The 14,589-nt window shown below is 33.0% G+C and carries 11 protein-coding genes; 1 reads left to right on the top strand and 10 read right to left on the bottom strand.

Annotated features, from left to right (window positions below; genetic code table 11):
* Window positions 1–4 precede the first annotated feature (4 nt).
* Window positions 5–1,534, bottom strand: coding sequence for a spore germination protein (locus tag AC0N0V_RS06415; protein WP_474462814.1), 1,530 nt, complete (start codon window positions 1,532–1,534; stop codon window positions 5–7).
* 267 nt (window positions 1,535–1,801) lie between these two features.
* Here AC0N0V_RS06415 and AC0N0V_RS06410 point away from each other — a divergent pair, with 267 nt between their 5' ends.
* Window positions 1,802–2,857, top strand: coding sequence for a hypothetical protein (locus AC0N0V_RS06410; RefSeq protein WP_474462812.1), 1,056 nt, complete (start codon window positions 1,802–1,804; stop codon window positions 2,855–2,857).
* 186 nt (window positions 2,858–3,043) lie between these two features.
* Here AC0N0V_RS06410 and galT read toward each other — a convergent pair whose 3' ends face one another.
* The 9 genes from galT to AC0N0V_RS06365 form a co-directional block, all read right to left on the bottom strand.
* Entirely contained in the window at window positions 3,044–4,558 is a 1,515-nt protein-coding gene (gene galT / locus AC0N0V_RS06405) for a UDP-glucose--hexose-1-phosphate uridylyltransferase (RefSeq protein ID WP_474462811.1), read from the bottom strand.
* Between the two features lie 457 nt (window positions 4,559–5,015).
* Window positions 5,016–6,656: a methyl-accepting chemotaxis protein gene (locus tag AC0N0V_RS06400; RefSeq protein WP_474462810.1), complete on the bottom strand. Its 1,641-nt coding sequence runs from the start codon at window positions 6,654–6,656 to the stop codon at window positions 5,016–5,018.
* Window positions 6,657–6,851: 195 nt separating this feature from the next.
* A complete protein-coding gene (locus tag AC0N0V_RS06395; RefSeq protein WP_474462808.1) occupies window positions 6,852–7,298 on the bottom strand; it encodes a MarR family winged helix-turn-helix transcriptional regulator in 447 nt (148 codons plus the stop codon).
* Between the two features lie 177 nt (window positions 7,299–7,475).
* Window positions 7,476–8,726 carry an efflux RND transporter periplasmic adaptor subunit gene (locus tag AC0N0V_RS06390; RefSeq protein WP_474462806.1) on the bottom strand — a complete coding sequence of 417 codons (1,251 nt, stop codon included), beginning with the start codon at window positions 8,724–8,726 and terminating at the stop codon, window positions 7,476–7,478.
* Complete coding sequence (locus tag AC0N0V_RS06385; protein ID WP_474462804.1) at window positions 8,716–11,838, bottom strand: efflux RND transporter permease subunit; 3,123 nt, start codon at window positions 11,836–11,838, stop codon at window positions 8,716–8,718. Before AC0N0V_RS06385 ends, AC0N0V_RS06390 begins: the two co-directional genes overlap by 11 nt.
* A gap of 192 nt (window positions 11,839–12,030) precedes the next feature.
* The gene (gene rbr / locus AC0N0V_RS06380) at window positions 12,031–12,615 is read right to left on the bottom strand and encodes a rubrerythrin (protein ID WP_474462803.1); all 585 of its coding nucleotides are present in this window, start codon (window positions 12,613–12,615) and stop codon (window positions 12,031–12,033) included.
* A gap of 282 nt (window positions 12,616–12,897) precedes the next feature.
* A complete protein-coding gene (locus AC0N0V_RS06375) occupies window positions 12,898–13,755 on the bottom strand; it encodes a YitT family protein (RefSeq protein WP_474462801.1) in 858 nt (285 codons plus the stop codon).
* Between the two features lie 63 nt (window positions 13,756–13,818).
* Window positions 13,819–14,256: a MarR family winged helix-turn-helix transcriptional regulator gene (locus AC0N0V_RS06370; RefSeq protein WP_474462799.1), complete on the bottom strand. Its 438-nt coding sequence runs from the start codon at window positions 14,254–14,256 to the stop codon at window positions 13,819–13,821.
* A 192-nt stretch (window positions 14,257–14,448) separates the two neighbouring features.
* Window positions 14,449–14,583 carry a tautomerase family protein gene (locus AC0N0V_RS06365; protein WP_474462797.1) on the bottom strand — a complete coding sequence of 45 codons (135 nt, stop codon included), beginning with the start codon at window positions 14,581–14,583 and terminating at the stop codon, window positions 14,449–14,451.
* Between the last annotated feature and the right edge of the window lie 6 nt (window positions 14,584–14,589).

Here is a 14,589-nt window from a genome sequence, read left to right as displayed (position 1 = left end):
AAAATCACTCCTCTTCTGGTTTCTTGCTTCTTTTTTTATCCAGAGGATTCATAAACATTGGCCTAAGCCATTGTTTCCATACTGGTGGTCTAATAACCATATCCTTTGAGGATCTATAATGTGGTGACATAGGCGTATTGAAAGGAACTCCAAAGGAACTTACTGTTCCCAGGTAGGTTATAATCACAGCAAAACATACAGCTATCCCATAAAAACCCATCATAACCCCAGAAAATAAAAATATATATCTTCCTATTCTAATCATAAAGTTCAGACTATTTTCTGGAATAGCAAAGGATGAAAGCCCTGTTAAGGATACAACAATTACTAAAATTGGACTTACAATATTTGCTTGAACTGCTGCCTGCCCTAGGATAAGCGCGCCAACTATTCCAATTGTAGGTCCTATAGGCGTGGGAACTCTTATTCCTGCTTCTCTTATTAAATCAAAAGAAATCTCCATTATTAAAACCTCAATTATAGCTGGAAAAGGGAGTTTTTCTCTACTTGCAGATATAGCAAGAACTAAATCTGTGGGGATCATATCTGCATGATAACTGCTTACTGCGATATATAATCCTGGCATAAGTAGTGCAATGTAACAGGCAAACAGTCTTATCATTCTCATAAAGTTTCCATATGACCATCTTTGATACATATCCTCAGGAGTATGAAAAAATGACCAAAAAGTTACAGGAACTATTAAAGCATAGGGTGCTCCTTCCATGAGCATCGCTACATATCCTTCTTCGAGAAATGCTGACACCCTATCTGGTCTTTCAGTCATTAATACTGTCGGTATTAATGAGTAAGTCCTATCTTCTAGATGCTGTTCTAAAATCGAAAGATTTTTTATATTTTCTACGCTTATTTTTCCTATTCTTTCTTTAACCTCCTCTATTAATTTAGGATTAGCAATATCCTTTTCATACATAATAAAAATCTCATTAAAAACCTTGCTATTAAGAATAAAGCTTTCTGTGATAAGTCTTGAATTCCTTAAATGCTTCCTGATAAGAGAACGATTTACACCACAATCCTCGGTAAATGATTCTTTCGGACCCTTAAGTGTATTTTCAGCAGTAGGCTTTTCTACCGACCTATGTTCATATTGTGCGGTGGAAATAGAAATTGCTTCACTCTGACCTTCAATAAGCAGTATACTATTGCCATTAACAATTTCATCTGAAACTTGTTTAAAGTTATTAACCGTTTTAACATTTTTTCCTGTTAAAATGTTTTTCATCAAAAATGTGCATATGTCTTCGTTATTTTCATTTGTAACTGAGCTTCCTAACAAGGGTTCAATGATGTTATTCTGTATCATATTAGCGTCAACGATACCATGTAAACAAATTACAGCTCCATCTTTATTTAAAGCTTTTATATTAATACCTCTAATAATAAAATCTCTATTTTCTGGGTATACAAAAATAGTTTTTAGTTTATCTAAATTACAGGTTATATCGCTGCTTAAGGGTGTATAATCTGCTTTTTTATTTGTATTATCATTATTTAAATTAGTAGCTTCCACTAAAATCACCACTCTTTGTAAAACATTATTATATTCTAGTATTTACTACTAATCCTAATTAAATTACAAAATTCAATATTATGATTAAGATTGTGTGAATAATAAAATGCTACGTAAAAATTCAAATATATAAAACGTTCACAAACTATTAATCATTATCTATGAAATATTAACCAAGTTGTAACTAAACTGTGACATAGGAGCTGTATTATAAATATATAGAAACCAACAAGTTTTAAAAATAAAACATTTAAAGGAGAGTATAAAATGAAAAGCCAAAAATTAGTAAGCAAAATAATAACTGCAGTAGTAGCTGGAGGTGTTCTTCTATCAACAGGAAGTTACGTCTTTGCAAAAAGTAATACAAATACATTAGCAGGAGCAAGTACTAAAAGACAGGAAGCTAGAATGAATAAGCAAAACATATCAGACAATATGAAAACAGAGCTTGATAAGTTAGTAACGGACGGAACTATCACTGCTGACCAAGAAACTAAAGTCTTGGATTACTTTAAACAAAAATATACTGAAAGACAGACAGAGATGGATAAAGTAAAAAACATGACTGAAGCTGAACGTAAGACTTACTTTGAAAACAATAAGCCGGCAGAAAAAACTAACTTCTTAAGTGAACTTGTAACCAATGGAACTTTAACACAGGCTCAAGCTGATGCCATATCTAATGTAAGCCATAAAGGACCTAGCGGTAAAGAACGTGGAGAAAATCCAGAACAAGCTAAAACTGAGCTTGATAAATTAGTTGCTGCTGGAACTATTACTGCTGACCAAGAGACTGCCATATTAAACAGCATTACTCAAGAACATGCTGCAAGACAAGCAGAGATGGATAAAGTAAAAAACATGACTGAAGCTGAACGTAAGACTTACTTTGAAAACAATAAGCCGGCAGAAAAAACTAATTTACTAAGCAGCCTTGTAACAGCTGGAACTATAACTAAAGACCAAGCTGATGCTGTAGCTAAGGTAATTCACCAAGGACCTGGCGGAAAAGGGTTCGGAGGAAATCAAGAAATGCTTAAAGCTGAGCTTGATAAACTAGTAACGAACGGAACTATTACCCAAGATGAAGAAACTAAGATTGTAGACTATATGAAACAAAAAGAAACTGATAGAAAAGCAGAAATTGATAAGATTAAAAATATGACTGAGACTGAACGTAAGACTTATTTCGAAAATAATAAGAAAGAAAAGACTGATTTCACAGCTGAACTTGTAACTGCCGGAATTATATCACAGGATAAGGCTGATGCTATTAAAGCAGCTATGCCTGCTCAAAAGGTTATGTTTAGAACTATGAAATAAAAACTAAATAGAGATTTTAAAGGATAAGGCTCAGAATTTAAATTCAGAGTCTTATCCAAATTCCACTTAGTTATAACACTAACTGTCTGAATGAAAAAAGATTAGAGTAACCTAACTGTAATGTTTGCGTTTTTTGTTTCCCGTTATACACTAATATTATAACCTTTACTAGAACAGCCTTTAAAGTTATAATCCTTTAATAAACATATTGAAAGCGTCTTGTCCTTGTTTATCCCTTTTGAAAACACCAGCGTGCTCAAGCACCTTTAAGAATTTAGTTCCTACCTCATTTCGTAATATTTTACCCACATTATCATTATTTATATCTTTATATCTTTGAATAATTTCTTTACACCATTCTTTATGCTTCAATAATTCTTCTTTTTCATTTATCTGTTCTATATAGTCTTTATTTACTAAAAAATATTCTAAATTCTTTAATTCATTTTTCAACCTTGCTGGCAAAACTGCCAATCCCATAACTTCTATAAGTCCTATATTCTCCTTTTTGATATGGTGTAACTCACAGTGTGGATGGAATATACCATCTGGATATTGTTCCGTTGTTCTGTTGTTTCTAAGCACTAAATCTAGTTGAAACTTGCCACTTTTCATTCTTGTGATTGGAGTTATTGTATTGTGTGGAATCCCATTTGTATTAGATAGAATGTCTACTGTATCATCAGAATAGTTTGCCCATACTCTGTATAAATAATAAGCAGCTTCAGCTAAATCTTTCTTACTTTCCCCTTCTAGTCTTATAACAGACATTGGCCATTTAACTTTACCAACCTTTATATTCTTAAATTTTGGAACATTAAATTCTTTCTCAATCGGTGCCTTTGCCATAGCAAACTCATAGTTTCCGCCTTGGAAGTGGTCATGTGATAAGATAGAACCTCCGACTATAGGCAAATCTGCATTGGAACCAATAAAATAATGTGGGAATTTTTCTATAAAATCTAGTAATCTTACAAATGTATCTTTAGAAACTTTCATAGGCTCATGCTGACTTTTGAATATTATACAATGCTCATTGTAATAAACATATGGTGAATATTGAAAAAACCACCTTTCATTATTTAATATTAAAGGAAGTATTCTGTGATTTTGCCTTGCTGGATGACTCAGTCTTCCTGCGTAGCCCTCATTCTCCTTACACAATAAGCATTTAGGATATGAACTAGAAGGTAAATTTTTTGCTATTGCAATAGTCTTAGGGTCCTTTTCAGGCTTTGATAAATTAATTGTAATATCTATATCCCCATATTCAGTAGAAGTTTTCCACTTTAAATCCTTGTTTATTCTGCTAGTCCTAATATAATTAGAGCTTTTACTTAAATCATAATAATAATCAGTTGCTTTCTTTTTGTCTTCCAAGTAAAAAGTATTAAACTTACAAATAATTTCAGAGGGCTTTGGTATTAAACATCCCATAATTTTTGTATCTAATAAATCCTTATATACTACTCCATCGTTCTCAAGAACACCTTTTTTAAGACACCATCTCAGTATATTTTCAAGTATTACTTCAGGGGAATCTAAAACTTCCTCTTCAACACATACTTCTTCAATGTCATCTATTTGTAATAGCTCCATTATTCTATTTCTTGTATAAATTGCATCTAAATCATTAATAAGCCTTTTATGCAAACCGTATTGAAGTAATCTCTCTATCTCATAAGAAATATTTACAGCCATACTACCTATATCCTCCCCTTTTATCCGATGACTACCCGCTCTAATACTCCCTGCGAGCAAAGATTAGCTCAACTAGGAATCATTTGAGACTCTCCCTCTTCTGATTCAAGTTTCACTTCATATAATGATTCTATTCTTAAAATCCATTTTTATGAGTGAGAAATAGTTATAACAGCTATCTTATAATACACATTTATAAATATGAATCCCTTTTATCCGATAACTACCCGCTCTAATATTCCCTCGCACTCTGTGAAAGCGACTATCACCAAATCGGAGATTTGGGATATCTGCTTGCACTTTGTGAAAGCGACTATCACCAAATCGGAGATTTGGGATATCTGCTTTTCTCCAAGAGTACGTTGCGAGCGGCTACGTCCCTGGATAACGATTTCTAAGCATTATTTTCTTAAAAAAATACATCCACATGAACAGAATCATGCGGATGTCTTATATTCTAAACCCTAAATTTCTCAATACTCTCAAGTAATCCCTTAGACATATCTGTTAAGCGATTTGCTGTCTTATTTAACTCTTCTGCTGCAGCTGTCTCTTCTTCTACAGATGCAGTTACATTCTCAGTGGATGCAGCTATCTCCTGTGCATCACTTGCAAAATTTTGTATGTTTGATATAATCTCATATTTAGATTCTACTGTGTTATTAAGCATTGCGTTGACAGAGTTTATCTGCGGAACTATCTTTTCTGTCTCTTCTAATATTTGCTTTAAAGAATCTACTGTACCCTCAACAACCCCAACTTGTTTACCTACAAAACCAGAGGCGATTTCTGACGTTTTAGAAAGATCTTTCGTATTCTGAGTAACATTCCCTACTATTACATTAATACTTTCTGAAGATTCTAAGACCTGTTCTGCAAGCTTTCTTATTTCATCAGCAACAACTGAAAACCCTCTTCCAGCTTCTCCAGCTCTTGCAGCCTCTATTGATGCATTCAAAGCAAGTAAATTCGTCTGCCCAGCAACATTACTTATTACTTCTGTGATAGTATTAATTTTCCCAACATTCTCATCTAATATTTTAACTTTTCCAGCTACATATAAGAATGTTTTTTCTAACTGAGTCACTGCCTTATTAAGTTCTTCAATTTTCCCAAAGCCATTATCAGCTACAATTTTGATTTTATTACTACTATCAGATACAACTTGAAGCTCGTTACTTGCCTTTGTTAAGTTATCAGAGAATTTGTCCAAAAGCTCAACAGTTCCAAGTATGTTATCAGACTGTCTAGTTGCTCCCTGTGAAACCGCTGTTACTGAAGCAGCTATCTCCTCACTTGAAGATGCTACACTTCCGCTGGAGTTAGCTAAATCTTCTGAAACTCCTTCTAGCTCTGTTGCTGCTTTTCTAATATTCGTAATCATTTCTCTCAATACACTTAATGTATCATTCATACTATTTGAAAGTATAGACATCTCATCTTTTGATGAAGATTTAAACTGAAGGGATAAGTCTCCTTCACTTACTTTCCTTAAATTTTCTACTATATCTTTTATAGGCTTTGCTAACTTATGTGAAATTATAGCAGCTGCAACCATGGCAAATATTACCATAACCATGACAAATATTCCTACTTTTTTTAGTATAATAGCTGGTAATCCAGTAACTTCTGATAAAGAAATTTGTAATAAAAGTGCACCCTTATCACCAGATTTATCATGAAATGGAACTATTATTTCATGAACTGGTTCCTTTGTCTCTGCATTCTCTTCATCCTCATGAACTACTTCTCCACTATTTATAACTGATAAAGATTTTTCTGTTGAAGTTTTACCAATATCACTTTTATTTGAACTAACTATAATTTTGTTGTCTTTATCAATTATCGCCATATAAGATACATTCTTTGCATCTTCTTTACTATGATCTATGTACTTTTGTATATCATCTATGTTATCAGTCTCATAGTACTCTATTCCATTTTCGATCTCTAAAGCCAGGCTTAAAGCATCATTTTGTACCTGTGCACCAAATACCTTTCCAAATTGTATAGTCATCAAAACCATTGTATAAATAATACAAATAAGTGAAAGCACAATAAAACTAATACTGATTTTTCTTCTTAAAGAACCAAACATTTACTACCCCTCCTCAATTATCCCCTTATATTAAACAATAACAGCATATAAAAATCAAGCTATATTCAATAGTAATTTCAACTTCTAATACTACAAGTAAACCTTACCTTATATAGTTTTATTGCGTTTTCCTATTTAAAGTGCTAAACTTTATAAATAATTTATAAAATTCTAGTATACACCTTAGCATAACTATTATTCTTCCACAATCTTCAATATACTAATTACCCTCTCAATAGAACTAGCTAAACATTCTAGATTCTCTTCAGACAGTGCAGCTAACTTCTTTCTCATATTTTCCTTTAACATTTTAGAAATATCATCTGTATAGGCCCTGCCCTTTTCGGTAAGATTAATGTTAATTACCCTTCTATCCTCCTTATCATGTATCCTTTCCACGAAGTCTTCCTTAATAAGTCTATCTATTATACTTGTCATCTGCGGTTTTGATATGTATGCCTTCTTGCTTATTTCCGAAATAGACAAACTCTCTTCCTCATGAAGTACACCTAAAACCATCATCTGATTTATAGGCAGTATTACTCTGTCAGGACATCTATCAAATTTTAGAAGTCTTCTATGGACTAAAGGATTAAGCTCAAACAGATTTTCAGTCAATGTATTTAAAATATCTTTAGACATCCCAATTCCTCCTTTAAACAGCCTTGTACTCACATATTTTCTTTTGTTTTAATGTATTGTTAATAGTATATTAGGCTCATAACTCTAGCCTTGCACAGGTGTATATAGCTGATTATGAAAATACATTGAATAATTAGCTATATACATCTGGTGCTAAGTTAAGTTATAAGCCTTCCCCTACTTAACTACATTTACCTTTTCCCCATCGTTTAAGAGATTCTGTCCTTCTGTAATTATACTTGCTCCATCTTTAACGTTACCTATTACCTCTGTAACTTTGTCATTTGAAACACCAGTATCTACAGATAATTTTTTAACTTTTCCTCCATCAACTACATAAATATACTTAACACTATTTTCAATTTTAATAGCCTCATTAGGAACTGTTAAAATGTTATCCTTTTTCTCAGCTGGTATAGAAACCTTAGCAAACATACCTGATTTTATCTCACCCTTTGAGTTATCGATTTTAACCTTAACTATATAGGAGTGATTTTTATCGTCCGCATTAGGACTAATATTGTCTACTATTCCTGTTATCTCCTTATCCTCTAATGCATTTACCTTCACAGGAACTTGCTCCCCTACTGTAAGTCTACCTACCATTTTATCTGGTACGTTTATTTCTGCTATTAACATTGAAGAATCAATAACAGTAACTGAGCTTGAAGGTGCTGAAGCCATTTCACCAACTTCAACAGTCTTTGCTGATACAACTCCAGCAATAGGTGAAGTAATTGTTGCGTTATTTAACTGAACTTGAACAGAGTTAACTCCTGCTTGAGCTTGCTCCACCTGTGCCGCTGCCGCTTGTGAAGATTGTGGCCCTATCTTATCTCTTAAGAGATTTAAGTTAGTTTGTGATGCATTAAGATCTAAAGATGCACTATCAAATCTTGACTTAGCATTATCTAACTCTTGTTTTGATATTGCATTTGCATCGTAAAGCTTTTGCATTTTTTCATAGTTATCTTTAGAATCGTTATATACTATTTGATATTTACCTAATGCTTGCTCAGCTGTAGTAATTTGCTGCTCAAGTCCTGAATCGCTCGTTTTAGCGTAATTTGCATTTGCAGCAGTAAGTCCTGCTTGTTGTTGCTGAAGTGTTGCATTAATCTCTGCTGTATCTAATGCGAAAAGTACCTGTCCTGCTGTAACCTTGTCTCCAACATTAATATTTACAGAAGCAACCTTTCCCCCTGTCTTTGGAGTAACTGTTACCTCAGTAATTGGTTTTAATTTACTTGGGTATTCTACTTGAGTAGATATAGAACCCATTGCTACCTTTTGGACCTTAACATTCTTAACATCTTGTTTAGTAGCTTCTACCTTTTTACCTTTTATTTTGAAAGAAATACCTCCGACTACAACAGCGGCTATGACAACCACTGCTATAATCTTCTTTTTATTTAATCTACGCTTCAAATTGTTCTACCTCCCTAGTAAATGATTCTTTTCTTCTCTTTCTAGATACAAAGTTCTTTAAATCATCCATTAATGTATAAATTACTGGCAGTACAATAGGTGAAAGTATTGTTGATACAACCATACCTCCAATTACTACTACAGCCATACTAGATTTAGTTTCACTTCCTTCTCCCATTGATAAAGCAACAGGAATCATTGAAACTATCATAGTTGCAGAGGTCATGATTATAGGTCTTAATCTAGTAACACCAGCTTTTATAAGAGCATCTCTTATGCCTAATCCCCTTTTCATGAGGGTATTTGTGTAGTCTATAAGCAGTGTACCGTTTTTAGATGCAAGTCCCTCTAGCATTACTAAACCGATCATAGACATCATATTTAATGTCTTACCTGTTAATGCAAGTGCAAGAAAAGCACCTATTAACGCACAAGGCAGTGCTATCATTCTTATAGCTGGAGTTAAGAACGATTCGTAAAGCACTACAAGTATCATATAAACAAGAGCTAATGAAGCAGCTAACGCCATAATAAGAGAACTAAAGGATTCTGCCATATTCTTTTGACTTCCACCATAAGTTATACTATAACCCATTGGAAGTGAGAGAGCCTTAATCTTTTTAGAGATTTCTCCATTTACTTCTCCAAGTACTCTTCCTTGAATATTTGCCGATACTGTTACCACGTCTTGTCTATCTTCTCTTGATATTGTTTGTTGTCCTTCTGATTGTTCAATAGACGCAACTTGGCTTAATGGTATTTGCTGCCCAGTTGAACTGTTAAGCTTTATTGAACCAATATCTTCAGAATTCTTTATCTGTCCATCCATAAACTTAACTTTTATATCATATTCACTATCATTTGTTCTATATACACCTGATGTAGTACCTTCAATACCTATTCTCAGCATACTGGCAACATCTGATATTGCCACACCGTATTGAGTAGCTGCAAGCCTATCTATTTTTACCCTAAGTTCACTATTCTTTATCTTTGAAGAGTTGCTTACGTCGGTAATTCCAGGAACTGCAGTAACTATTTTTTCAACCTCATTTGATATATCTTTTAAGGTATCAGCATCATCACCTTTTATACCGATTGATACTGGCTTACTGCTTCCGCCTCCAGTTTGCTGCTCTGACACACTAAACTCTACTCCTGGCATTTTCTTTCCCCAGTCACGAACTTCTTTGGCAACTTCACTTTGACCTTTTTTACGATTCTTCTTAGGTACTAGATTAACAGTAATATCTGCATTAGCTTTGTTGTTACTTGTTCCTACAGTTGAGAAATAGTCTTTAACCTCTGGTAACTTATGCAAGTAATTTTCTATCTGCACTATTTTATCATCTGTTTGCTTTAATGTAGAACCTGGGCTAAGCGCTATATTAACAGTAAAAGTACTTTCATCCGCTTGTGGCATAAACTCTGTTTTTATAACCTTCATCGGAACAAGTGCTACACTTAATATCATTGCAGCTACAAACATCGCTAGGACTTTTTTCCTATTGTCTAAAGACCATATAAGAGCTTTTCTGTAGCTTTCTGTAAAGTTTTCAAAGCTATTTGAAAACCTATTACCTATCTTTGAAAATATGTTATTCTTATATTTAGTTACCTTATTTTTCTCTTTTTCCTCACCTTTTTTCTTGTATACTCTTGAGGCAAGCATTGGAGTAACTGTAAAGGACACTAAAAGTGAGAATAACGTAGCCACAACTATTGTTAGACCGAACTCTTTAAAGAACTGTCCAATCATACCGGATACAAAAGCAATAGGTGCAAATACAACTACGTCACAAAGGGTTATGGCAATTGCCGCCATTCCTACTTCTTTACGTCCTTCAATTGCTGCTGCTATTGGGTTTTTACCCATAGCTAGATGTCTTTGTATGTTCTCAAGTACAACTATAGAGTCATCCACCAGTGTACCTACAACTAGTGATAATCCCATTAAAGACATCATATTTAAGGTAAAGTTAAGTTTATACATCATAAAGAAAGTAGCAATAAGTGACGTTGGTATAGCCACTAAAACAACTAAGGAAGAACGCCAGCTGCGGAAGAAGAAATACAGTACAATAGCAGTGGTTATAATTCCTTCTATAAGATTACGCTTTATTTCTGATAATGATGAATTAATAAATGTAGTAGTATCATTTGCAAGAGTTATATTAATCTCTTTAGGAGCAGTTTTCTTTATATTTTCTAACTCCTTTTTCACTACATTTACTACCTCAACCACATTTGCATCACTCTGCTTTTGGATAACAAGTGACATAGTCTTTTTACCATTTAACTTTAATATAGAACTAGCTTCTGGCGCTTCAAGACTCACTTCTGCAATATCACCAAGACGAACTGTTCCACCTGTCACTGTAGATATTAATATGTTTTTAACCTCGTCAATATTCTGAAATTCTCCAACAACTCGAATTGCCTGATTAAGCTTGTCTTGCTTAATTTCACCTGCTGGCATATTGATGTTTTCTGATTTTAATTTGCCTGTTAAAGCATTTATGTTTACTCCATAGTATTCCATTGCAGTCTTGTCAATTTTTATCATTAATTGCTTTTTATCTGCACCCTGTAATTCTATTTTACCAACACCTTGTATTTTCTCTAAGGACTGCTTTAACTTATCTGCTTGATTATAAAGTTCATCATATGTGACGTTTCCTGTTAAGGCAAGTGTTAAAATTGGAATAGCACTTGTATCTGCCTTATATAAAATAGGTTTTCCTGCATCTTCAGGAAGCTTTGCTGATGCGTTTTCAACAGCCTTTTGAACATCTAAGAATGCTGAATTCATGTCGGCACTCATTTTGAAAGTTATAATGACAGTACCAAATCCCTCTCTAGCTTCTGACTTGATTGTGTCAAGTCCACTTATTCCTGATATAGCATCCTCTATGGGTTTTATAACGTCCTTTTTTACATCCTCAGCACTTGCTCCGCCGTAGGGAGTCATTACTGCAACTATAGGAACATTCATAGATGGCAAAAGATCTGCTCCCATGCTTCTATAGCCTATAACACCAAGACCAACCAGTAGAACTATTACCATCCACATTGCGGCAGGTCTTTTTACTGAAATTTCGGTTATACTCATTTTTGTCCTCCTGTCCTGATTATTTACAAATTTAACAATTAAAAGTCATAACTTTTAACATTGTTAATAGTTAACTATATTAACTATTTCAATTATAATCTCACCTAAATTAGAAAGCAATACTATAAAATCAAATAAAGAGGAAAATTTTTAGTACATGATACTAAAAATTTTCCTCCATCTTCTTAACTTCTAATAAGTTTCTACAAACATTTCAAAATATCCCTGTGGATGTGCACAAGCTGGACACATTTCTGGAGTAGCTTCCCCTTCGTGGATATATCCGCAGTTGTTACACTTCCATAAAACGGAATCATCTTTCTTGAATATTGTTTTATTTTCTAAATTGCTAAGTAATTTTCTATATCTTGCTTCGTGGTGTCTTTCAACCTCAGCTATTTTTCTAAAAGCAAACGCGATTACCGGGAAGCCTTCTTCATCTGCAATGTCAGCAAATTTTGGGTATAAATCTGTCCACTCTTCATTCTCACCATTTGCTGCCGCTGCTAGATTGAATTTAGTATCTCCAAGTCCTACTGGAAAATCTGCAGTTATTGTTATAGGTTCTCCTTTTAAATCCTCATTCAAAAACTTAAAAAATCTTTTTGCGTGTTCTTTTTCATTATCTGCTGTTTCAGTAAATAGATTAAATATTTGAACATATCCTTCTTTCTTTGCTACAGAAGCATAGTATGTATAACGGTTTCTAGCTTGTGATTCTCCTGCAAAAGCCTTCATTAAGTTTTCTGCTGTTTTAGTTCCTTTTAATGATTTCATGTGAATTCCCCCCGTTTCAATTTTTAATAAGTTAACCCATATGTATTCTATAAATATTCTATATATTAATGAAAAACCCTTCTTGTTTAATAGTATTTATATATAAACAAAGTATTAATAGTCATATTGAATTTCACATAATTGTACAAAGGTATATTTGAGTAATTCTTAAGATACATTTAACTGACTTCTTAGTTTTCGGACTTTAAAACGCTTGGAGTTAGTTAACAGTACTTAGGAATTGCTCTGATATACCTGACTATAAAGTATGATTTAAGTTTGCTAATGGATTGCCTTCTTTTTATACTTTTTTCCTGAAACATCAACAGTCCCTATGGTTATTAGAGCATCTTCATCAAAGCCATGCACAATATCTTTCACCTTAGCTATTTCTAGGCGAGAAACTACAACATATAATACATTAGTTGTTGCTCCTTTATACGCACCTTTTCCGTCAAGTAATGTAAGTCCTCTTCCAAGTCTAGCCATTATAGACTCGGATATCTCCTTATGCTTTTCTGAAATAATCATGACAGCCTTTGATTCATCTATTCCTTCAACTATAATATCAATAACCTTTACCGCTATGAAATATGCTATAAGAGAATACATTGCTCTGTCCCACCCAAAAATAAACCCAGCAAAAGTTAGTATAAAAAAGTTAAAGAACATTACAATCTGACCAACAGAAAAACTCATTCTTTTATCAAGAATTATTGCAACTACCTCAGTTCCATCTGTTGAACCACCGCTCCTGATTATTATTCCTATTCCAAGACCTATTATTATTCCACCGAAAACTGAAGCTAGAAGAATATCATTTGTTATACCCGGTATAGGATGAAGGATAGATACCCCTATAGAGTAACATACTACAGAAAATAAGGTTGATATGGTAAATGTTTTTCCTATTTGTTTATATCCAAATATAAAGAATGGAATATTAAGTACAAAGGTAAGTACTCCTAACGGTACTTTCGTAAAATGACTTACCATTATAGAAATTCCAACAACTCCACCATCAATTATGTGATTTGGTATTAAGAATATCTCAAGTCCAATTGAATATAACACTGCCCCTATTATCATGAAAATTACTTTGATGATATTTGAATAAAGTTTACTTTTTTTGCTCTTCATATAATTCCTCCCTTAAATTTAAATTTTATATTTATAAACAGAGTTCTGCTTAAGTAACATCTACTAAATCTTTTCTAAAACTTCTTTTAAGCACTGTAACGAAGTGCCTAACTTTTCTAAATCTATCTCACTGCAATTAGACATTCGAAGTTCTAGATTCTTAATGGCAAAATCTTTTTGCTCTTTCAAAAATTCTCTTCCATCTACCGTCAACTTAATATAAATGTATCTTCTGTCCTTTTCATCAGTAATTCTCTCAAGATATCCTCTATCAATTAGTTTTTGAATCAATGGTGTTAAATTTGGTTTTGAAATGCTCATTAATTTTCCTAGTTCGCTAATGGTAATCGTCCCCATTTGTTGAATGTTAATTAGAATACGAAAATGAGATGGTGTTATATCTATTTCTTTACTTAACTCATACTTCAGCAATTTATTTTTTAGTAAAGGCACTATTAAAAATATGTTTTCTGCTATTTCTTCAAATCTTTTATTATCCATATTTATCTCCTAATCAATTTTGTTATTTTAATAATGCAAATATAGTTATATTTTCATAATAGTTATGCTTATATAAATACTTTATCATATTCTTCACAATGAGTAAAGTTAAAAACTAGAATTTACTGAATATTAACAAAAACTGCAGAAATTATTATTCTCCTGCAGTTTTTTAACTTATCTTATTAAATTCTATTTACACTCTGATAGTATTACTCCGTCAACACCTATGTTATCCGCATCATTTTCATCAATAAGTACAGCAAATGCTTGCCTAGGTATGTTTGTTATTTCACTTAAAGTAACACATAAACCCTTAAGTGGCATCTAAAA

This window comes from Clostridium sp. CS1-1 (assembly GCF_056135525.1).
Note: the sequence above shows the minus strand (reverse complement) of the source record. Positions and strands in the feature narration are given on the sequence as shown.

Bases quoted from the DNA above. Each gene is read 5' to 3' on its own strand.
- AC0N0V_RS06410 (WP_474462812.1), top strand. From the start codon at position 1,802: ATGAAAAGCCAAAAATTAGTAAGCAAAATAATAACTGCAGTAGTAGCT.
- galT (WP_474462811.1), bottom strand. From the start codon at position 4,558: ATGGCTGTAAATATTTCTTATGAGATAGAGAGATTACTTCAATACGGT.
- AC0N0V_RS06400 (WP_474462810.1), bottom strand. From the start codon at position 6,656: ATGTTTGGTTCTTTAAGAAGAAAAATCAGTATTAGTTTTATTGTGCTT.
- AC0N0V_RS06395 (WP_474462808.1), bottom strand. From the start codon at position 7,298: ATGTCTAAAGATATTTTAAATACATTGACTGAAAATCTGTTTGAGCTT.
- AC0N0V_RS06385 (WP_474462804.1), bottom strand. From the start codon at position 11,838: ATGAGTATAACCGAAATTTCAGTAAAAAGACCTGCCGCAATGTGGATG.
- rbr (WP_474462803.1), bottom strand. From the start codon at position 12,615: ATGAAATCATTAAAAGGAACTAAAACAGCAGAAAACTTAATGAAGGCT.
- AC0N0V_RS06375 (WP_474462801.1), bottom strand. From the start codon at position 13,755: ATGAAGAGCAAAAAAAGTAAACTTTATTCAAATATCATCAAAGTAATT.
- AC0N0V_RS06370 (WP_474462799.1), bottom strand. From the start codon at position 14,256: ATGGATAATAAAAGATTTGAAGAAATAGCAGAAAACATATTTTTAATA.
- AC0N0V_RS06365 (WP_474462797.1), bottom strand. From the start codon at position 14,583: ATGCCACTTAAGGGTTTATGTGTTACTTTAAGTGAAATAACAAACATA.